The sequence below is a fragment of the Saccharopolyspora gloriosae genome (assembly GCF_014203325.1).
Classification (GTDB): domain Bacteria; phylum Actinomycetota; class Actinomycetes; order Mycobacteriales; family Pseudonocardiaceae; genus Saccharopolyspora_C; species Saccharopolyspora_C gloriosae.
The window spans coordinates 2,139,686-2,158,081 of record NZ_JACHIV010000001.1 but is presented as its reverse complement, the minus strand read 5'-3'; the positions used below and the strand labels follow the sequence as shown (position 1 = coordinate 2,158,081).

Below are 18,396 nucleotides of genomic sequence, written 5' to 3'. Positions count from 1 at the left end.
CAGCGTCATCCCGTGCGCACGCCCACCTGGCCGCCGCAGCACCGCCGAGTCGGAGGAAACGACGATGACCACTGCCGAAATCCCGGCCGCCGCGTCCCGGCGACCGCCGCGCTGGTGGACGCTGCTGGGCAAGGACCGGACGGCGGCCGTGGCCGCCGCGCTCCTGGGGCTCGTGCTGGTCACCGCCGTGTTCGGGCCGCTGCTGCTGGGCGACGCGGCCGTGCGCCAGGACCTGCGCGCGTCGCTGCTGGCGCCGTCGTTCGACCACGGTGTCACCGGCCTGCTCGGCACCGACGTGCTGGGGCGCAGCGTGCTCGCCCGGCTCGTCGAGGCCGCCGGGACCACGTTGTCCATCGCCGTGCCAGCGGTGCTGTGCTCGTTGCTGCTGGGTTCCGCGGTAGGCATGTGGGCGGGATTCCACGGCGGCAGGCGGGAGAACGTCGCGATGCGCGTCGCCGACGTGATCCTGAGCTTCCCGTCGCTGCTGCTGGCGGTGGTGGTGCTGTACGTGTTCGCGCCGAGCGCGGCGAACATCGTGCTCATCATCGCGCTGGCCCGCATCCCCGTGTACCTGCGCACCGCCCGCGCCGAGGCCGCGGAGCTCAAGAGCCGGTTGTTCGTGGACGCGGCGCGCACGTTCGGCACCGGCAGCGGCCCGACGATCTACCGGCACGTCCTGCCGATCGCGATGCCGACGCTGCTCACGGTGGCCGCCACCGACTTCTGCTTCGTGATGCTCACCGAGTCGTCGCTGAGCTTCCTCGGCATCGGCATCCAGCCGCCGGAGGTCAGCTGGGGCCTGATGGTGGCGCAGGGCCGTCAATACCTGCAGACGGCCTGGTGGATCGCGGTGCTGCCGGGCCTGGCGATCGTGGTGACCACGGTGTCGGCGACGGTGCTGGCGGCGTGGGTGCGGCTGGCGACGGATCCGGCGCAGCGCTGGCGGCTCACGCTGCCGCGCGCGAAGGAGGACCGATCTGCGCGGGGATCGAAATCCGGCGGAAATCCTTCCCGCGCAACGACTTCGGCCCTCGGGAACGCCGGTGGCCAACGCATCGCGGCGGAGTCCGACGTGGCGGACTCGGCCCCGGGGACGAGCGCGGGGCGGACGGCGGAGCACGGTACGGCGGACGGCGGCCCGCAGGCCGCGCTGGCGGTCGAGGACCTCACCGTGGACCTGCGCACCCCGCACGCGACGGTGCGCGCCGTCGACCACGTCGGATTCTCCGTCCACAAGGGACGAACGTTGGCGCTGCTCGGCGAGTCCGGCTGCGGGAAGTCGATGACCGCGCAGGCGATCGTCGGCCTGCTCGACCCGGTCGCGCGGGTCGCCGGCGGTTCCGTGCGGATCGCCGGGACCGACGTGCTCCGGCTCGACGCCGCCGCCCGCCGCAAGCTCGCCGGGCCGACGCTGTCCATCGTGTTCCAGGACGCGCTCACCGCGCTCAACCCCGTGCAGCCGGTCGGCAGGCAGCTCGCCGAACCGTTCCGGATCCACCGGGGCCTGTCGCGGCGCGAGGCCCGGGAGAAGGCCGTGGAGCTGATGGAGGTCGTCGGCATCCCCGAGCCGCGCGCCCGCGCGCGCTCCTACCCGCACCAGTTCTCCGGTGGGATGCGGCAGCGGCTGCTCATCGCGATGGCCGTGGCCCTGGAGCCGGACGTGCTGCTGGCCGACGAGCCGACCACGGCGCTCGACGTGACGGTGCAGGCTCAGATCATGCGGCTGCTGCGGGATCTGCAGGTGCGCCACGACATGGCGCTGGTGCTCATCACGCACGACCTGGCCGTCGTCGCCGAGCACGCCGACGACGTGGCGATCATGTACGCGGGCACCGTGGTGGAGACCGGCCCGGTCGCCGAGGTCTTCGCGCACCCGCGCCACCCGTACACCAAGGGCCTGCTCGACTCGGTGCCCGAGCACGCCGAGAAGGGCGGTCCGCTGCCCGCCGTGCCCGGCAGCCCGCCGGAGCTCGGCGCCATCCCCGCGGGCTGCGCGTTCCAGGCCCGCTGCCCGATGACCCGCGACCGCTGCACCGAGCAGCGCCCCGTCCTGACCGCCATCGGCGACTCCCGCGCCGCCGCCTGCCACTTCACCGAGGAGCTCACCCATGCCTGAGCCGCTGCTGGAGGTTTCCAGGCTGCGCAAGACGTTCCGGGTGGCGCGCGGGGCCCGGCTCACCGCGCTCGACGGCGTGGACCTCCGGGTGGGGCGCGGCGAGACGCTCGGCCTGGTCGGCGAGTCCGGCTGCGGCAAGTCGACGCTCGCCCGGGTGCTGCTGATGCTGGAGCGCCCCGACGAGGGTGCGGTGCGCTTCGCCGGGACGGACCCGTTCTCGTTGCGCGGCAAGGAGTTGCTGGCGTGGCGGCGACGGGTGCAGATGGTGTTCCAGGACCCGTTCGCCTCGCTGAACTCGCGGATGACGGCCGCCGACCTCATCGGCGAGCCGTGGCGCACGCACCGCGACGCCGCGCCCACCGGCCCCGCGAAGGACGCCCGGATCCGGGAACTGCTGGACCTGGTGGGGTTACGCGCGGGCGACGCCCACCGCTACCCGAACGAGTTCTCCGGCGGCCAGCGGCAGCGCCTCGGCATCGCCCGCGCGCTGGCGCTCGGCCCGGACCTGATCGTGTGCGACGAACCGGTCTCCGCGCTGGACCTGTCGGTGCAGGCCCAGGTGCTGAACCTGCTGGCGGAGCTGCAGCAGTGGCTCGGCGTGTCGTACGTGTTCATCTCGCACGACCTGTCGGTGGTGCGCCACGTCGCCGACCGGGTGTCGGTGATGTACCTCGGCAAGATCATCGAGCAGGGCCGCACCTCGGACGTCTTCGACCGGCCGCTGCACCCGTACACTGCCGCGTTGATGTCCGCGGCACCGAAGCTCAGCCCTGCGCCGGGATCCGAGCGGATCTTGCTCGGCGGCGAGATCCCGTCCCCGCTGAACCCGCCCTCGGGCTGCCGGTTCCGCACCCGCTGCCACCACGCCACCGACCGCTGCGCGGCCGAAGCGCCCGCCGTGGTGCGCCGCGGCGGCGTGGGCTGCGAACCGCACGAAGGCCGGTGCCACTTCCCGCTGACGCCCGCATGAGCGGCGGCGTGTTCGCGGCGCTGTGCGTCGTGGTGCTCGTCGGCGCGCTGCTGCAGGTGTCGATCGGGTTCGGGCTGGGCATGCTCGCGGCCCCCGTCCTCGCGCTGCTCGCGCCGGAGCTGCTGCCCGCGGTGGTGGTGCTGCTCGCGGCGGCGGTGACCGGGGCGGTGGTGCTGCTGGAAGGCGAGCACCTCGACGTGCGCGGCACCGCGTGGGCACTGCTCGGCCGCGTTCCCGGAGTGGCCGCCGGGGCCGTCCTGGTGGCGCTGCTGCCCGCGCGCGCCCTCGCGCTGTGCGTGGCGGCCGTGGTGGCGCTCGGCGTGCTCGCGTCCTGGTGGGGCTTCACCCCGCACCCGACGCGGCGCGCGGTGATGGTGGCGGGCCTGGCTTCCGGCCTGATGGCGACCACCACGGCCATCGGCGGGCCGCCGATGGCGATGGTGTGGCAGCGGTTGGCCGGCCCGCGGCTGCGCAGCACGATGAGCGCGTACTTCCTGCTCGGTTCGATGATGACCTTCGCCGGGCTGTGCCTGGCCGGGGTGGTGACCGCGGAGAGCCTGCGCTACGCGGTGCTGCTCGCTCCCGCCGCGGCGGTGGGCGTGCTGCTGGCCCGCCCGCTGGCCGCGCACCTCGACCTGGCCCGCACCCGGAACCTCGCGATGCTGCTGTCCCTCGCGGGCGCCGCCACCCTCACCGCCCAGCAGCTCACGTAGCGGGGCCGAGCGCCCCTCGCCCGATACGCTGCGAAGCGAAAGCACCGACGAGCCCTCCGGCCGAGGAGTCCCGTGGACGACACCGCGAGCACGGCTCCCCGGGGAGAGCGCTTCGTCGTCCCGGGCGGCGCGATGCTGCTGCACCGGTCCGGCACCGGCGGCCCGCCCGTGGTGTTCCTCGCCGGTGGCGGGATGTCCGGGCTGTACTACTGGAACGTGCACGACCTCGTCGCGGAGTTCACCACCAGCGTGCTCCACGACCGGCTCGGCCTGGGTTGGAGCGACGCGGTCGAGCTCCCGCGCACCGGCGCGCAGGTGACCGACGACCTGCGCGAACTGCTGCGCGCGGCGAACGTGCCCGGCCCGTACGTGCTGGTCGGGCACTCGCTCGGCGGTCTGCACGCGCGGCTCTACGCGAAGCGCTTCCCCGCTGAGATCGCCGGGCTGGTCCTGCTGGACCCCACGCACGAGGACATCGCCGACTACCTGCCGGAGCAGCAGGCCCGGCGGCTGCGGAACCGGAATCCGGACGTCCCGGATCCGCCCGCCGAGCAGGTGTCCGCGATGCGCTCCGCGTACCGGGCGGCGTTCGAGCGCGCGCTCGCCGATTGGCCCCGCCGCGATCCGGGAACCGCTGCTGGACCGGGGATTCGGCGACGAGGGCTACCGGCGATCGCTGCGGGAGCCGAGGAACCTGCCGCTGCTCTTCGACGAAGTCCGCGCGGCCGGTCCCGAGCCCGACGTGCCGCTGATCGTCCTGTCCGCCATGGGACCCGATCCGATCGCCGACGAGCTCGCACCGCCCGGATCGCGGGACGCCGCCGAATCCGGCCGGGCCAAGCACCGGCTCTACTCGGACCTGGCCGCGGCACGCCCCCGAGCCGAGATCCGGCGGCTGGACGACGCCGGGCATTCGAACCTCACCTGGAGCCTGCCGGACGCGGTCGTGCGCGCGATCCGGGACGTCCTGGCCCGCTGACCTGACGGCCCCGATGGTGGGCCGAGCGCGCGAAAACCCCGCTGCGCAGCGGAAATCGCTCGGTCTCGCCATCGCGCAGACCGAACAGGTTACTCGTGCGTAATGAGATCGTCGAGGAGTTCCACGTCCCGTTTCGGCGATCTACACTTCCGTCCTCGCACGGCTGTGATCAGCGACGATCTCGCCGACACGGCACCTGTTCCGACCCACCGCCCGTTGCCTCCCACGCCGGAGACGGCCCGGCTCGCACCGACGATCCCGAACCCCGCACCCACCGGGATTCGCGACCGTCCACATCGGTCAGGAAGGCGCACGACGGCGTGCGCGCTCAACGAGGAGTCCCCGTGCCACCGATCCCCTCTCCCCGCACTCCGGTCCGCGCGTTCGGCTGGCGCACGCTCGCGGTCGCCGCGGCGCTGGCGCTGGCCGCTCCCTCCGGAGCCGCCGCGGCCACCGCCGAACCGCCGCAGGGCCCACCCGGCGACGAGTTCTACCAACCGCCCGCTCCCCTGCCCGACGGCGTGAACGGCGACGTGATCTGGTGGCGGGAACTGCCGCGGCAGCTGGGCACCAAGGTGTACCTGGTGCTCTACCGCTCCGAATCCGCGACCGGGCAGCCCATCGCCGTCACCGGCCGCGTCCTCGTCCCGACCGCCGAGTGGAGCGGCGAGGGCGAGCGGCCGGTCGTGTCGATCGGGAGCGGAACGCGCGGGATCGGGGACGATTGCGCGCCGTCGAAGTTCCAACCGGACTACGAACGTCCGCTGGTGGAGCCGATGCTCCAGCGGGGCTGGGCGGTGGCGATCACCGACTACGAAGGGCTCGGCACTCCGGGGACGCATCCTTACGTGGTCGGACGATCCGAAGGCCGCAGCGTGATCGACGCGGCGCGCGCCGCCACCAGGCTGCCCGCCGCCGGGTTGAGCCCGGACGGTCCGGTCGCGTTCTCCGGGTACTCGCAGGGCGGCGGCGCCGCGGCCTGGGCCGGTGAGCTGGCGCCGGAGTACGCGCCGAACATGGATGTCGTGGGCGTGGCCGCGGGCGGGAACCCGGCCGATCTGGCGGCGGTGTCGACCTTCTTGGACGGCGGCGTCGGGTTCGGTTTCGCGATGCTCACCGCCGCCGGTTTCGACGCGGCGTACTCGGAGCTGGACCTGATGTCGTTCCTCAACGACAAGGGGAAGGAGACCTTCGAGAAGGAGCAGGACGCCTGCGTGGACGCGGTGTTCGGGCACGCCTTCGAGCGCTTGGAGGACTACACGACGCACAGCCCGCTGGAGGATCCGCGCTGGCAGGCGCGGCTGGCGGAGAACTCGCTCGGGTCGCGCCCGCAGCAGGCGCCGATCTACCTGTTCCACGGCACGCACGACGAGATCCTCCCGCGCGACCAGGCCGAAGAACTCCGCGACCAGTACTGCGCGGCGGGCTCCGAGGTCACCTGGCGCACCTTCCCCGGTGAGCACGTGAGCACGCTGCTCACCGGCGCGGGCTCCGCGATCGACTACCTCGCCGACCGCTTCGACGGCGAAGCACCGGAATCCGACTGCTGACCGCCCGTCCTTGATCTCGTCGCGCCGGGCGAGCGACCCGCTGCGCAGGCCGAGATCGAAGACGGCTTCCGGGACACCCGGCCGGGCCGCTGCCCTGAGGGCGGCCCGGCCGGTCGGCGGCGGTGCGCGGGCCGCGTCAGGACTTCGCCCCTTCGACCTCGCGTTCCGCCTCCAGCGCGAGGTCGCCTTCGGAACGCCGTGCGGGTCGTTTCGAGCGCGCCCTCCCCGCGGTCAGCACCCAGACGGTGGCCAGCACGATCGCGCAGCCCGCGGATTGCAGCGGCGTGGGAACGTCGCCGAGCCAGATGATCCCGATCAGCACCGCGCCGATCGGCTGCAGCAGCAGCAACGTCGACGACAGCGCCGGAGCCAACCTGGGCAGCGCCGCGCCCACCAGGAGCCAGCCGACCGCCTGCCCGAACAGCGCGACCAGCACCAGGCAGACCCACGTCCGCGGCGCGAGGTCGACCTCGATGCCGGACGTGAACAAGCCGGTGATCGCGGCCATCGCGGCGGCGGCGAACGTCGCCAGGAACACCGGGGCGACCAGGTACTCCGGCGACCGCACACCGCAATCCCTGGTGAAGTAGAGGTACCCGGAGTAGCCGAGCGCCGCGGCCAGCGCGAGCAGCGTGCCCCGCAACGGCGCGCCTCCCTCCGGGGCGGGGCCGACGACTCCGCCCGCCAACGTCACCGCCACCAGCAGCACCGGGATCGCGACGACGAACCGGCGGGCGAGCGGCGTTCCGGTGATCACCCGCACCACGACGGGGAACAGCACGATCTGCATGTTCACCAGGACGGTCGCGATCCCCGGGCCGACGTCGCCGATGCTCACGTTCCACAGCAGGTAATCCGCGCCGAGAAACGCGCCGCCGAGCAGCGCCATCACGACGAAGCACCGGTCCGGCAGGCCGTGCCTGCGCACCTCGCGGATCAGCAGCGGCAGCAGCATGAGCAGCGCCAGCGAACACCGGTAGAACGCCGTGGTCACCGAGGACGTACCGGCCAGCGCGATCAGCGTCGCCGACATCGACAGCGACAACGCCCCCAGCACGACCCACACCACGGGCGCCGTCGACCCCGTCGCGGCGGACTTCCCCCCATCAGCATTCACGGCTTTCACTCTGCCGCCGCAGACTGCTCAGCACTAGTTACTATTTCTCCGATGATCAGATTAGGATCGCTAAGGTGTTGAACTGGGAGCGCCTCCGCGTGCTGGCCGCGGTCGCCGAGCACGGCTCGGTCGGAGCGGCGGCCGCCGCGCTGCACGTCACCGGCCCCGCCATCACGCAGCAGATCCGCAAGCTGGAACGCGAGGCCGGTACCGCGCTGGTCGAGCCGGAGGGGCGCGGGATGCGCCTGACCACGGCCGGCTGGATCGTCGCGGAGGCCGCAGGCGCGGCGGGCGGCAAGATCGCCGCGGCCGAGCACGCGCTGACCGAGCTCGACGGCCGCGCCGTCGGACCGCTGCGCATCGGCGCCCTGCACAGCAGCTTCCGGCTGCTGCTGGCGCCCGCCCTGCACGCGCTCGCGCAGCGCCATCCCGACATCGTGCCCAGCGCGCGCAGCGGCGGCGGGGCGATCGACATGATCCCGCTGCTGCTCAGCCACGACCTCGACGCGGTGATCATCGAGAACTGGTCGTCGCTGCCGATGCGGGTGCCGCCGCGGGTCCAGCTGCACCCGCTCGTCGACCACGACGTGGTGCTCGCCGTCGGTTCCGAGCACCCGCTCGCCTCCCGCGAGCACATCGACCTGGCCGACGTGCGCGACCAGGCCTGGGCCGCGTGCCCGCCCGGAACGGACCACCACGAGGCGCAGTTGCAGATCATGCGCCGCCACGACGTCGAAGTGGACGTCCGGTTCGTCGCCGACGACTTCCCCACCCAGATGACGATCGTCGCGGGCGGCCTGGCGGTGTCACTGGCACCGCGCGCCGCCGTCGAAGGATTCCCCGGCGTCCGGCTGATCCCCGTCAGCCCCGCCGTCACCCGCACCATCGCCGTCGCGATCCGCGGCGGCCCACCGTCACCCGCCGTCGAAGCCCTCGTCATCGCACTCCGCGAGGTCGTCCGGGTCATCCCCGGCCAAACCCCGACCGACCGCATGTGACACCAAGAACCAGGCGCCATGATCTTGTCGCCCGGTGAGCGACGCCTTCGGTCGTTTTCCTGTCAGCGGCGAAGCCGCTGAGCAGCGACCACCAGAGCAACCGGCACCGCAGCGGGTTCTCAGCGCCCTTCTCGCGAGGACGGCTTTCTCCCTCGTGGCGGAGCCACTCGGGAAAAAGATCCCGCAGCGAGAAGAACGCTGAGGTTCCGCCACCTGACCACCCGAGCAAAACGAGCCCAGGGCCAGTCCCCGCTCAAGCCGGACGGGCCTCTTCCGCTGCTCGTTCGGCTGCTTTTTCCTTGCGCCACTGCTCGTCGTTCTTGCCTTCGCGCCAGTAGCCGGAGATCGACAGGCGATCCTTGGCCACTCCGCACTCGTTGAGCAGGTAACGGCGCAGCTCCCGCACGAATCCGGCCTCGCCGTGCACGAAGGCGTGCACGTCACCGGCCGGGAACTCCGCGTCCCGCACGGCGCCGACGAGGTCGTCGCCCGACGAGCGGTGCAGCCAGCGGACCTCCGCGTCGGCCTTGGTGGACAGCGACTGCTGCTCCTCGGCGCCGTCGATCAGGACGAACGCCCGGACCTGGGCTCCGGCGGGCATCGCTTCCAGGGACGCGGCGATCGCGGGCAGCGCGCTCTCGTCCCCGACCAGCAGGTGCCAGTCCGCGGCGGCGTCCGGCGCGTACGCCCCGCCGGGTCCGGCCAGCAGCAGTTCGTCGCCGGGCGCGGCGTTCGCCGCCCACGGCCCGGCGAGCCCGGTGTCTCCGTGGTGGACGAAGTCCAAGGTGAGCTCGCCGGCCTGCCGGTCGTAGTGGCGCACCGTGTAGGTGCGGGTGCTGGGCCACTGCTCGCGGGGCAGTTCGGCGTTGATCACGCCCAGGTCGAACGGCTCCGGGTAGGCCACGCCGTCGACGGGGAAGACCACTTTCACGTACGCGTCGGTGAACTCGTTGGCCTGGAAGGCGCGCAGCCCGTCCCCGCCCGCGACGATGCGGATCATGTGCGGGGTGAGTTGTTCCTTGCGCAGCACTCGCAGCCGCTTGACCGGCCTGGACTTGCCCGCTTGAGCCATCAGCTCTCCTCATCGCGACTGGTTCTCTGAGGCAAGGCTAACCTGATGATGGGGTCCGCTTCACCTCACCCGGGCAGGACCGCCCGAAACGATCAGCGCGTAGCGATCACCGCGAACGGGCCCGCGTCACGCCGGACGAAGGCGGGCGAGTCGAACAGCGCCGGGTCGAACCGCACGTCGTAGACCTGGACGTTGGGCTGGTGCGGGAACGCGTCGTGCGACAGCGTCAGGTGCAGCCCGTCGCTCTCGCGGCGCAGCAGGAACGCGTCCGGAGCGGGGAACGGACTGCGCCGCAGCAGCGCGGACAGCTCGCCGGGACCGCGCGCCGCCGCCCACTCGCGGATCACGGCGGCGCGGTCCTCGTAGGCCGACAGCGGGTTCGCGTAGTGCGGCGTCTCCTGCTGGAAACCCCAGTACGGGGCGAACGACATGATCGGGTGGTAGGTCGTGAGCACCGTGATTTCCGCAGGTGCGCGGCCGGTGAGCTCGCCGAGCGCGGCCGTGAGCTCGTCGTTCCAGGAGCCGGGCAGCGCCGGGTCGGTTCGACGCTGCGCGTTGGCCCCCGTCGGGTAGTAGTCCTGGTAAGCCGGAGCCGCCGATTCGTCCACAGTGGACGCGAGCGCGGTTTCGACGGTGCTCACCGCACCCGCCAGCGGCAGCAGGAGACCGAGCGCCGCGACCTGCCGCCGGAACCGGGCGTCCAGCCGGGTGCTGGCCCAGCCCCACAGGTCGAGCAGCCCCAGCACTCCGGCCACCGCCAGCAGCACCTCCAGCGCGGCCGTGGTCCGGAACGCCAGCAACGTCGTCTGCGCCGCCACCGCCAGCGTCGACAAGCCGAACCACGCGTACACCGAGGCCGTCAGCACCAGCAGCGCCGCCGCGGCCTCGCTGCGCCGGAACGCCAGCACCAGCCAGCAGAAACCGGCCAGGCACAACGCGCCGAACAAGGTCGGTTCGAGGAACGGGAACGGCGGCACCGACTCCGCGGGCAGGTACCGGTTCGCAGCGCCGGCCGATGCGGCACCGTCCAGCTTCGCCAGCACGAACGGCGCCCACACCAGCAGCGCCACCGCCGCCGCGACCGCGCCGATCACCGCGAGCCGCAGCACCGGTCCGCCGACCACGCGGCGCCACGCGCCACCCGCCCGCAGCCGCCGCGCGGCGACCACGGCCGCCATCACCACCAGCACCATCGCCGCGAACGCCAGGTACAGCGCGTAGGTGATCGCCGCGAAGCCCAGGTACAGCCCGATGCCCACCGTCGCGGCCCGGTGCGGATGTTCGCGGCAGCGCAGCACGTGCCAGGCCGCGACCGCGACCGGCACCAGCCACGCCACCGACATCCACGCGTACGGCTCGTCGAAGCCGTGCAGGAACCCGCTGAGCGTGGTGGCGACCGCGCACAGCACGGCGATCCGCCTGCGGACCACGGCGCTCCACAACGTGAACGCGACTCCCGCGGTCACCGCGATCGTCAGCAGCGCGAACGGTTTGAACGCGGCCCACCCCGGCATCCCGGTCAGCTCCGCGAAACGTCCTCCGAGCCAGAACCAGCCCGCCGGGTAGTACGGCGCCAGGCCGGGGTAGTTCATGTCGGCGAGCGCGGGCGAATCGGCGAACCGCGTCAGGTACTGCATCCGGAACATCTGGTCGACCGAGACGCCGCCGTAGTACAGCCGCGTCGGCTCCAGCGGCCACGCCAGCACGGTGGTCGCCAGCGCGGGCAGCGCCACCCACACCGCGGGCAGCCGCAGCGCCGCGGGGACCCGGTCCGCCCAGCGGGCGCCGCCGAGCAGCAGCGCCAGCAGCAGCGCGGCGCAGGCGGTGGCGGCGATCGCGGGGAGCTCGGTGGGGACGCTGAGCCCGAGCCGGGCGATGGGGAACTGCACCGCGAGACTCACGCCGACGGCCACCACCACGACGACCGGGAGTTCACCCGCCAACCGCCCCGGCGACATCCGAAGTGAGCACCCGTGCGCATTCCCTGCGCCACCCGCAGCCGAACTCATGATCAGGTGACCATACGTATCCAGAGATCACCTACAAGGGCCAATAAGACGGACGAACAATACGACGAACGCCCGAACCCGCCACCCCACCCGATGCACGAACCGCCCATCCACGGACAACTTCCACAATTCCGCGGAAATTGCTCAGCCCCGACCAGACTCGAAACCCACCCGCGAACTCGGCGAGGCAACTGCTCAAGTCGGCAGTTCGACCTCTCCCGAAATCCCGCCGGAACGAACCAGGTCCGGCATGGTTCTCGAAGGGGGAGACCGCAGCACCGTCGGGTGCGCACCATCGACCTCGGCTTCCCGAACGCACGGCGCCGGCGGTCGTTGTCCTGTCAGCGGCGAAGCCGCTGAGCAGTGACCATCAAAGCAGGCCGACGACCCGCGGGTTCTCAGGTGCTTCCTCGCGAGGACGGCTTTTTCCCTCGTGGCGGAGCCACTCGGGAAAAAGATCCCGCAGCGAGGAAGCACCTGAGGTTCCGCCACCCGACCCCTACTCAGGCCAAGAACAAAGACAGGCAATCAGTCCGGGCGGAGGCCGTCGGCCAAGCGGGTGAACGCCGAGTCGAGGTGGTCGTGCAGGTCGGAGTCCGGGTCGGCCCGGTGCCAGCACTGGATCGCCACCCGCAGCGTCGTCACCGCGGTCGCCGCCAGCTGCCGCACGTACGGGTCCTCCTGCTCGCCCCCCGTGCGGCGGGCCACCCCGTCGGCCAGCGCCTGCTCCAAGTCCCACGAGGCCAGCGCCACCCGGCTCACCAGCTCGGGGTGATCGCGCAGCACCACGGCCTGATCTCGCCAGGTGGGCGCGGCCATCGCGGTGTCGATCGTCTCCCCCAGCACCCGGTGCACGACGCTCAGCAGGGATTCCGCGGCGGGGCCGTCCACGATGCGCCGCGCGGTGCTCGCGACGGTCGGCGGGTCCCAGGGGACCAGCACCTCTTCCTTCGAGGCGAAGTAGTTGAAGAAGGTGCGCGCGGACACGTCCGCCGCGGCGCAGATGTCCTCCACGGTGACCGACACCGGGCCGTGCTCCCGGAACAACCGGACCGCGGCCTGCTGCAGGGCCTGCCTGGTGGCGCGCTTCTTGCGCTCGCGCAGGCCCCCTTGCTCGCGCGGCGGGACGTCGCCGGACGCTCGGGGCATCGTGGTTCTGGACATCCTGGGGCTCCCGTTCACGGATCCGTCGCGGCCGGATGCACGTCGGGCCGTCCATCGTAGTGCGCGGCGTCCCCGCGCCTCCGGCTCCGCCCTGATCGGACAAAGCACGCACCCGCAAAAATTGCAGTACGTGCATTCTTGCATCGAATGCAGGTACTGATACCGTTCCAGAGCCCGGGCCACCGGGGCAGCAGGCATCGTCGCCGCGCCCGGAGTCCCGCATCGCCGACACCGCCCCGCACTCGACTCCGCGCAGCGAGCCGTCCCGGGACGTCCGCCGCACTCGATCAGCAGCCCGGCCCGAGCTCGTCCGCTCGCGCCGCCACCGAGACAAGGAGCAAGTCGTGCCCGAGCAGCAGCCGGCATCGCTGGTGCGCACCCTGGCATCGTCGCTGTGGTTCCCGATCTTCTTCATCCTCGGCTTCGTGCTGTGCTACCTGCTGCCGTTCCACGCGCCGACGCCGCACCACCTGCCGGTGGTGGCCGTCGGCGAGCAGGTCGCCCAGCAGCTCGACGCGAAGTTCGCCGCGGCGCTGCCCGGCGGCGTCGAGGTGGCTCCCGTGCCCGACGCGGCGGCGGCCCGCGCGGCGATCACCGACCGGGAGGCCGTCGCCGCCTACGACCCGGCCACGGGCGAGCTGTTCTACGCCAAGGCCAACGGCGCCGCGCTGGTGCAGTTCCTGCAGCAGATGTTCGCGCCCGTCGCCGCCGCGGGCGGGCACGCGCTGACCACCGTCGACCTCGCCCCCACCGCGCCGGGCGACGTGCTGGGAACCGGGCTGTTCTACCTGCTGCTGGCGATGAACATCCCGCCGTACGTCACGGTCATGGTGCTGCTGCGCGCCGAGCTCACGACCCGCCAGAAGCTGCTGTCGCTGGTCGGCGTCGGGGCGTTCGCCGCGATCGTCTGCTACGCGGCGGGCCGACTGCTCGACGTGATCCCCGCGCACCCGGTGGTGCTGCTGCTGGGCTTCCTGCTCACCCAGGCCGTCGGGTGGACGACGTTCGGCCTGGTGCCGCTGGTGAAGCAGTTCATCCCCGGTGTCGCGATGACGCTGTTCGTGCTGCTGAGCATGCCTTCGAGCGGCGGTGCGATCCCGAAGGAGCTGGTGCATCCCTTCTTCCAGTTCTTCCACCTGCTGCTGCCGCTGGGCGAGGCCGCCGATTCGATCCGCGGCATCCTCTACTTCGACGGCGCCGGGTCGTGGCCGGGGATCATCGGGCTCGTGTCCTGGTGCGCGGCCGGGGTGGCGCTCACGGCCGCGACCCAGTGGTACGCGAAGCGCAAGCAGGACCAAGACCCGGAGGCCGTGGCCGAAGCCGGTTCCTACGAGCACGAGGACGACGGCGGCACCGTCGTCGACCCCCTCTTCGAGCCCCCGCAGCCCGCGCACCACCGGACGCTGGCCGGCAGCGTCCGGCTGCGCGGCGACGTGCCCGCGGCGGGCGCCGTGGTGACCGTGACGGACTCGGCCGGCAACCAGCTCGCGCGGGTCGACGCCGACGCCGACGGCGGCTACGAGGTGCACGACCTTCCGGACCGGTTCGTCACCGTCGTCGCCGCCGCGCGCGGAGCGGCTCCCGCGGCGAGCCGCGTCTCGGTGCCGAACGGGCGCAGCGGTCACGACTTCGTGCTCGTGCCGCTCTCGGAGCCCGCTGCGCGCTGAGCCGACCTCCCGAGGGGCGTGGCCGATCCGGGCCACGCCCCTCTACACGTCGCGACACCGGCCGCACAAAGCGATCCCGATCACACGATCCGCGTTCGCGAACCTGCTGCGCTCGCAGCAAATCCGCTAATTTGATCTTCGCGAGAAAAACCGGCCGGATTCCCCGACGCGGCGGGCACCCGCCAGTAACCGCGCCGTGCCAGATTCGTTGGAGCCGGAGTACACCGCAGCGGCGCGGATCGCGTGCACCGGGCCCGCTTCGCTCGGGTCGGTGAACTCGACGTGCGGAGAGGACCACATGAGCGCATCCGAGTCCCCACTGATCGAGCGAGTGGTCGACACGACCCGCTACCCCCTCGCGGAACCGGACGGCCCCGGCTGGACCGAGGTGGTCGCCCGTGCCCGCCGGGATCTCGCCGAGCACGGCTGCAGCGTGCTGCCCGACTTCATCCGGCCCGCGCTGCAGGAGGAACTGCGCCGGGAGTGCGCGGAGATCGCGCCGGAAGCGCACTACGACGTCGAGGTCGTCAACGCCTACAACATCGACACCAGCACCGAGCTGCCCCCGGAGCACCCCGGCCGCAAGACCCTGGAGCGCGGCAACGCGTTCGTGGCGCGCGACCAGATCCCCGCCGAGGCGATCATCCACCGGCTCTACGCGGACCCGTTGTTCCAGCGGTTCCTCGCCGACTGCGTGCAGCTGCCGCGGATCCACCCGCTCGCCGATCCGCTGGCCGGGCTCACGCTCAACGTCGTCAACCCCGGCATGGCGCACCCGTGGCACTTCGACACCAACGAGTTCGCGGTCAGCATGCTGACCCAGGAACCGGAGTCCGGCGGCGGATTCGAGTACTGCCAGGACATCCGCTCCGGCGACGAGGAGAACTTCGACGACGTGCGGGCCGTGCTCGACGGCGACGGCGAGCACCTCGTCCGGCGGTTGACGCTGCGCCCCGGTGATCTGCAGCTGTTCAAGGGGCGCTACTCGCTGCACCGGGTCACCGAGGTCGGCGGGTCGACGGCGCGCTACTCGGCGATCTTCGCCTACAGCGAGCGTCCCGGAGTCATCGGCAGCGTCTCGCGCACCAAGCAGATCTTCGGCCGGGTCCTGCCCGAGCACGTGGCCGCCGAGGGCAACGCCGTGCGCGGCGACGCGCTGCTCGACTGACCACGTCCCCCCTCGCAGAGGAGCACCGGCCCGTGCAGTTCGATTCCACCGGAAAAGTCACGCTGGACCACATCTACACCCGTCCCGATCCGCGCGATTACTTCCGCACCTTGCGGACGCTCGACTACCGGATTCCGCAACTGGCGAAACCGTACTTCGGCAAATTCCTCGACGAATACCGGCAGGCCCGCCAGGTGGCGGTGCCGACGGTCGTCGACATCGGCAGTTCCTACGGCATCAACGCCGCGCTGCTGAAGTGCGACGCGACGCTGGACGAGCTCTACGCGCACTACACCGACCCGGCCGCCGATGCGCTGGCGCACGAGGAGATGCTGACCCGCGACCGGGATTGGCTGCGGGCGCGCGGCGGTGGACGCGACGCGCGGTTCATCGGCCTCGACACCTCGCGGGCCGCCCTGGACTACGCGCTCGACGCCGGGTTCCTCGACGACGTCGTGCACGCCGACCTGGAGGCGCGGGAACCGGACGAGCAGCAGCGACAGCGGCTCGCCACCGCAGACGTGGTCGTGTCCACCGGATGCCTCGGCTACGTCGGGGAACGCACCGTCCGCCGCATCGCCGACGCCGCGGGACCGCGCAAGCCGTGGATGGCGCACTTCGTGCTGCGCATGTTCCCGTTCACCGAAGTGGCCGCGAGCCTCGCGGAGCTAGGCTACGAAACCGTGCACGTCGAAGGCGCCTTCGAACAACGCCGATTCGCCTCGCCGCAAGAACGGGCCCTGATGCTGGACACGCTGGCCGGCGCCGGAGTGTCCCCGGACGGCTTGGAAAGCGAGGGCTGGCTCTACGCGGAACTGTTCTTGTCCCGCCCCCGCGAATGACATCGCGAAGCACCGCCGAACACCCGACCCCCATTTCGCAAGGATGACCGTGAACGACACACAGCAATGGTCCCCCCGAACCTTCGGCAACGAGGACCGGCTGCCGCGCGTGCCGGTGCCCACGCTGGAGAACAGTTGCGCGCGCTTCCTCGAATGGTGCGCACCGCTGCTGACCGCCGACGAGCTCGCCCGCACCGAGCAGGCCGTCGCCGAGTACCTGCGCCCCGAGAGCCCGGCCCGCGCGCTGCACGCCGACCTGGAGCGCTTCGACGCGAGCGAGGACGCGCACAGCTGGCTCGACGAGTTCTGGCCGTCGCGCTACCTCGGCAGGCGGGACCGGATCGCGCTGAACGCGAACTTCTTCTTCCTGTTCCAGGATTCCGAGCTGGGGCAGATCGACCGCGCCGCGGGGCTCATCGCCGGTGCGGTGGCCTACAAGAAGGCCCTCGACGACGAGTCGCTGCCGCCGCTGATCCAGCGCGGCCAGGCGTCCTCGATGGAGCAGAACAAGTTCCTGTTCTCCACCACCAGGATTCCCGGCGAGCAGCAGGACACCGTGCGGACCCCGTACTCCGCCGACCACCCCGGGCCGTCGCCCGCCCGGCACATCGTGGTGTTCTTCCGCGGGAACCTGTTCCGCCTCGACGTGATCGCCCCCGACGGCACGCCGCACGACCTCGCGGACCTGGCGGCCGGGCTGGAGGAGGTCCGCAAGGCCGGAACCTCCCGCGCCGCCGTCGACGACGCCGTCGGCAACCTCACCACGAAGGCCCGCGCGGACTGGGCCCGCACGCGGCAGCGGCTGCTCGACCTCGGCAACGCCGACGAGCTCGACACCGTGGAATCGGCGTTGTTCTGCGTGTGCCTGGAGGACTTCGCGCCCACCGACACCCAGGAGGCCTGCGACCAGCTGCTGCACGGCGACAGCGGCAACCGCTGGTTCGACAAGGCCGTGTCGCTCATCGTCTTCGAGGACGGCCGGGCCGGCATCAACGTGGAGCACTGCGGCCTGGACGGCACCACGATCCTCACCTTCGTCGACTCGCTGCTGAACTCCGCGCCCGAGCAGCACGCCGCGAACTCCGGCGCGCGCTCGCAGGGCACCCCGGAGGTCGCGGGCGTCGAGTTCACCCTCGACGACGCGCTGCGGGCCGAGGTGCGTGCCGCGGCGGGCGCGTTCGCCACCTTCGCCGCCGAGACCTCCAACAAGATCCTCGCGTTCGAGGACTTCGGCTCGGACCGGGCGAAGCGGCTGGGCATGTCCCCGGACGCGTTCGTGCAGATGGCCTACCAGCTCGCCCACAAGCGCACCAAGGGCATCGGCGCCACCTACGAGTCGATCGCGACCCGGCAGTGGCGGCACGGCCGCACCGAGGCGATGCGGGTGGTGACCCCGGAGATCGTCGAGTTCGTGACCGCGATGGACGATCCGGCTGCGGACGCGGCGAAGCGCACCGCGGCGTTCCGGGCGGCGGCCGACAAGCACGTGGCGCGGGCCAAGCAGTGCCAGGCCGGGGACGCGCCGGAGCAGCACCTGTGGGAGCTGCAGCTCATCCAGCGCCGCCGCGGCGCCGAGCTGGGCGCGACCGAACCGCTGGCGCTCTACGACACGCCGGGCTGGAACATCATGCGCGACGACTACCTGAGCACCAGCTCGGCGCCGTCGACGAACATCCAGTACTTCGGATTCGGCTCCACGAGCGGGAAGTGCATCGGCGTGGCCTACGTGCTGCTGCCCGACCGGCTGCACATCTACCTGAGCACGCCGCTGCCGGTCTCGGGCGGCATGTACGCGTTCGCCGACAACCTCCGCACCGCGATGCGCGAGCTGGAGGACCTGCTGATCACGGAGAAGTCCGAGGGCTGAGGAGCCTGTCTTTGGTCTTGTTGCTCGGGTGGTCGGGTGGCGGAACCTCAGCTGCTTCCTCACTGCGGGATCTTTTTCCCGAGTGGCTCCGCCACGAGGGAAAAAGCCGTCCTCGCGAGGAAGCAGCTGAGAACCCGCGGGTGGTGCGGCTGCGTGCTGGGTCG

At 71.9% G+C, this 18,396-nt stretch carries 14 protein-coding genes; 10 read left to right on the top strand and 4 right to left on the bottom strand.

The window, feature by feature from the left end; translation table 11 throughout:
• Window positions 1-64 precede the first annotated feature (64 nt).
• The 5 genes from BJ969_RS29795 (at window position 65) to BJ969_RS09765 (ending at window position 6,328) form a co-directional block, all read left to right on the top strand.
• Window positions 65-2,116 carry a dipeptide/oligopeptide/nickel ABC transporter permease/ATP-binding protein gene (locus BJ969_RS29795; RefSeq protein ID WP_221315767.1) on the top strand — a complete coding sequence of 684 codons (2,052 nt, stop codon included), beginning with the start codon at window positions 65-67 and terminating at the stop codon, window positions 2,114-2,116.
• Entirely contained in the window at window positions 2,109-3,086 is a 978-nt protein-coding gene (locus BJ969_RS09780) for an ABC transporter ATP-binding protein (RefSeq protein ID WP_184478629.1), read from the top strand. Before BJ969_RS29795 ends, BJ969_RS09780 begins: the two co-directional genes overlap by 8 nt.
• On the top strand, window positions 3,059-3,799 hold the full coding sequence (locus tag BJ969_RS09775; protein WP_221315766.1) for a TSUP family transporter: 741 nt from the start codon (window positions 3,059-3,061) through the stop codon (window positions 3,797-3,799). The genes BJ969_RS09780 and BJ969_RS09775 overlap by 28 nt, the downstream gene beginning before the upstream one ends.
• Window positions 3,800-3,871: 72 nt before the next feature.
• On the top strand, window positions 3,872-4,783 hold the full coding sequence (locus tag BJ969_RS09770; RefSeq protein WP_221315765.1) for an alpha/beta fold hydrolase: 912 nt from the start codon (window positions 3,872-3,874) through the stop codon (window positions 4,781-4,783).
• Window positions 4,784-5,122: 339 nt separating this feature from the next.
• Window positions 5,123-6,328 carry a lipase family protein gene (locus BJ969_RS09765; protein WP_343071317.1) on the top strand — a complete coding sequence of 402 codons (1,206 nt, stop codon included), beginning with the start codon at window positions 5,123-5,125 and terminating at the stop codon, window positions 6,326-6,328.
• Window positions 6,329-6,464: 136 nt separating this feature from the next.
• Here BJ969_RS09765 and BJ969_RS30790 read toward each other — a convergent pair whose 3' ends face one another.
• A complete protein-coding gene (locus tag BJ969_RS30790) occupies window positions 6,465-7,445 on the bottom strand; it encodes an EamA family transporter (protein ID WP_184478627.1) in 981 nt (326 codons plus the stop codon).
• 74 nt (window positions 7,446-7,519) lie between these two features.
• On the opposite strand from BJ969_RS30790, the gene BJ969_RS09755 reads away from it, so the two are divergent.
• The gene (locus BJ969_RS09755; RefSeq protein ID WP_184478626.1) at window positions 7,520-8,443 is read left to right on the top strand and encodes a LysR substrate-binding domain-containing protein; all 924 of its coding nucleotides are present in this window, start codon (window positions 7,520-7,522) and stop codon (window positions 8,441-8,443) included.
• 253 nt (window positions 8,444-8,696) lie between these two features.
• Here the strand turns inward: BJ969_RS09755 and BJ969_RS09750 are convergent, their stop codons facing one another.
• The 3 genes from BJ969_RS09750 to BJ969_RS09740 all read right to left on the bottom strand — a co-directional run bounded on the left by BJ969_RS09750 (window position 8,697) and on the right by BJ969_RS09740 (window position 12,688).
• Window positions 8,697-9,515 (bottom strand): siderophore-interacting protein, encoded by an 819-nt coding sequence (locus tag BJ969_RS09750; protein WP_184478625.1) that lies wholly within the window; start codon window positions 9,513-9,515, stop codon window positions 8,697-8,699.
• A gap of 92 nt (window positions 9,516-9,607) precedes the next feature.
• Window positions 9,608-11,473, bottom strand: coding sequence for an arabinofuranosyltransferase (locus BJ969_RS09745; protein WP_184478624.1), 1,866 nt, complete (start codon window positions 11,471-11,473; stop codon window positions 9,608-9,610).
• Window positions 11,474-12,052: 579 nt separating this feature from the next.
• The gene (locus tag BJ969_RS09740) at window positions 12,053-12,688 is read right to left on the bottom strand and encodes a TetR/AcrR family transcriptional regulator (RefSeq protein WP_184478623.1); all 636 of its coding nucleotides are present in this window, start codon (window positions 12,686-12,688) and stop codon (window positions 12,053-12,055) included.
• Between the two features lie 344 nt (window positions 12,689-13,032).
• On the opposite strand from BJ969_RS09740, the gene BJ969_RS09735 reads away from it, so the two are divergent.
• From BJ969_RS09735 to BJ969_RS09720, 4 genes are all read left to right on the top strand, one after another.
• Window positions 13,033-14,355 carry a carboxypeptidase-like regulatory domain-containing protein gene (locus tag BJ969_RS09735; protein WP_184478622.1) on the top strand — a complete coding sequence of 441 codons (1,323 nt, stop codon included), beginning with the start codon at window positions 13,033-13,035 and terminating at the stop codon, window positions 14,353-14,355.
• A gap of 298 nt (window positions 14,356-14,653) precedes the next feature.
• Window positions 14,654-15,523, top strand: coding sequence for a HalD/BesD family halogenase (locus BJ969_RS09730; protein WP_184478621.1), 870 nt, complete (start codon window positions 14,654-14,656; stop codon window positions 15,521-15,523).
• A gap of 32 nt (window positions 15,524-15,555) precedes the next feature.
• Window positions 15,556-16,365 carry a class I SAM-dependent methyltransferase gene (locus BJ969_RS09725; RefSeq protein ID WP_184478620.1) on the top strand — a complete coding sequence of 270 codons (810 nt, stop codon included), beginning with the start codon at window positions 15,556-15,558 and terminating at the stop codon, window positions 16,363-16,365.
• 49 nt (window positions 16,366-16,414) lie between these two features.
• Complete coding sequence (locus BJ969_RS09720; RefSeq protein WP_425503541.1) at window positions 16,415-18,232, top strand: choline/carnitine O-acyltransferase; 1,818 nt, start codon at window positions 16,415-16,417, stop codon at window positions 18,230-18,232.
• Window positions 18,233-18,396: the final 164 nt, after the last annotated feature.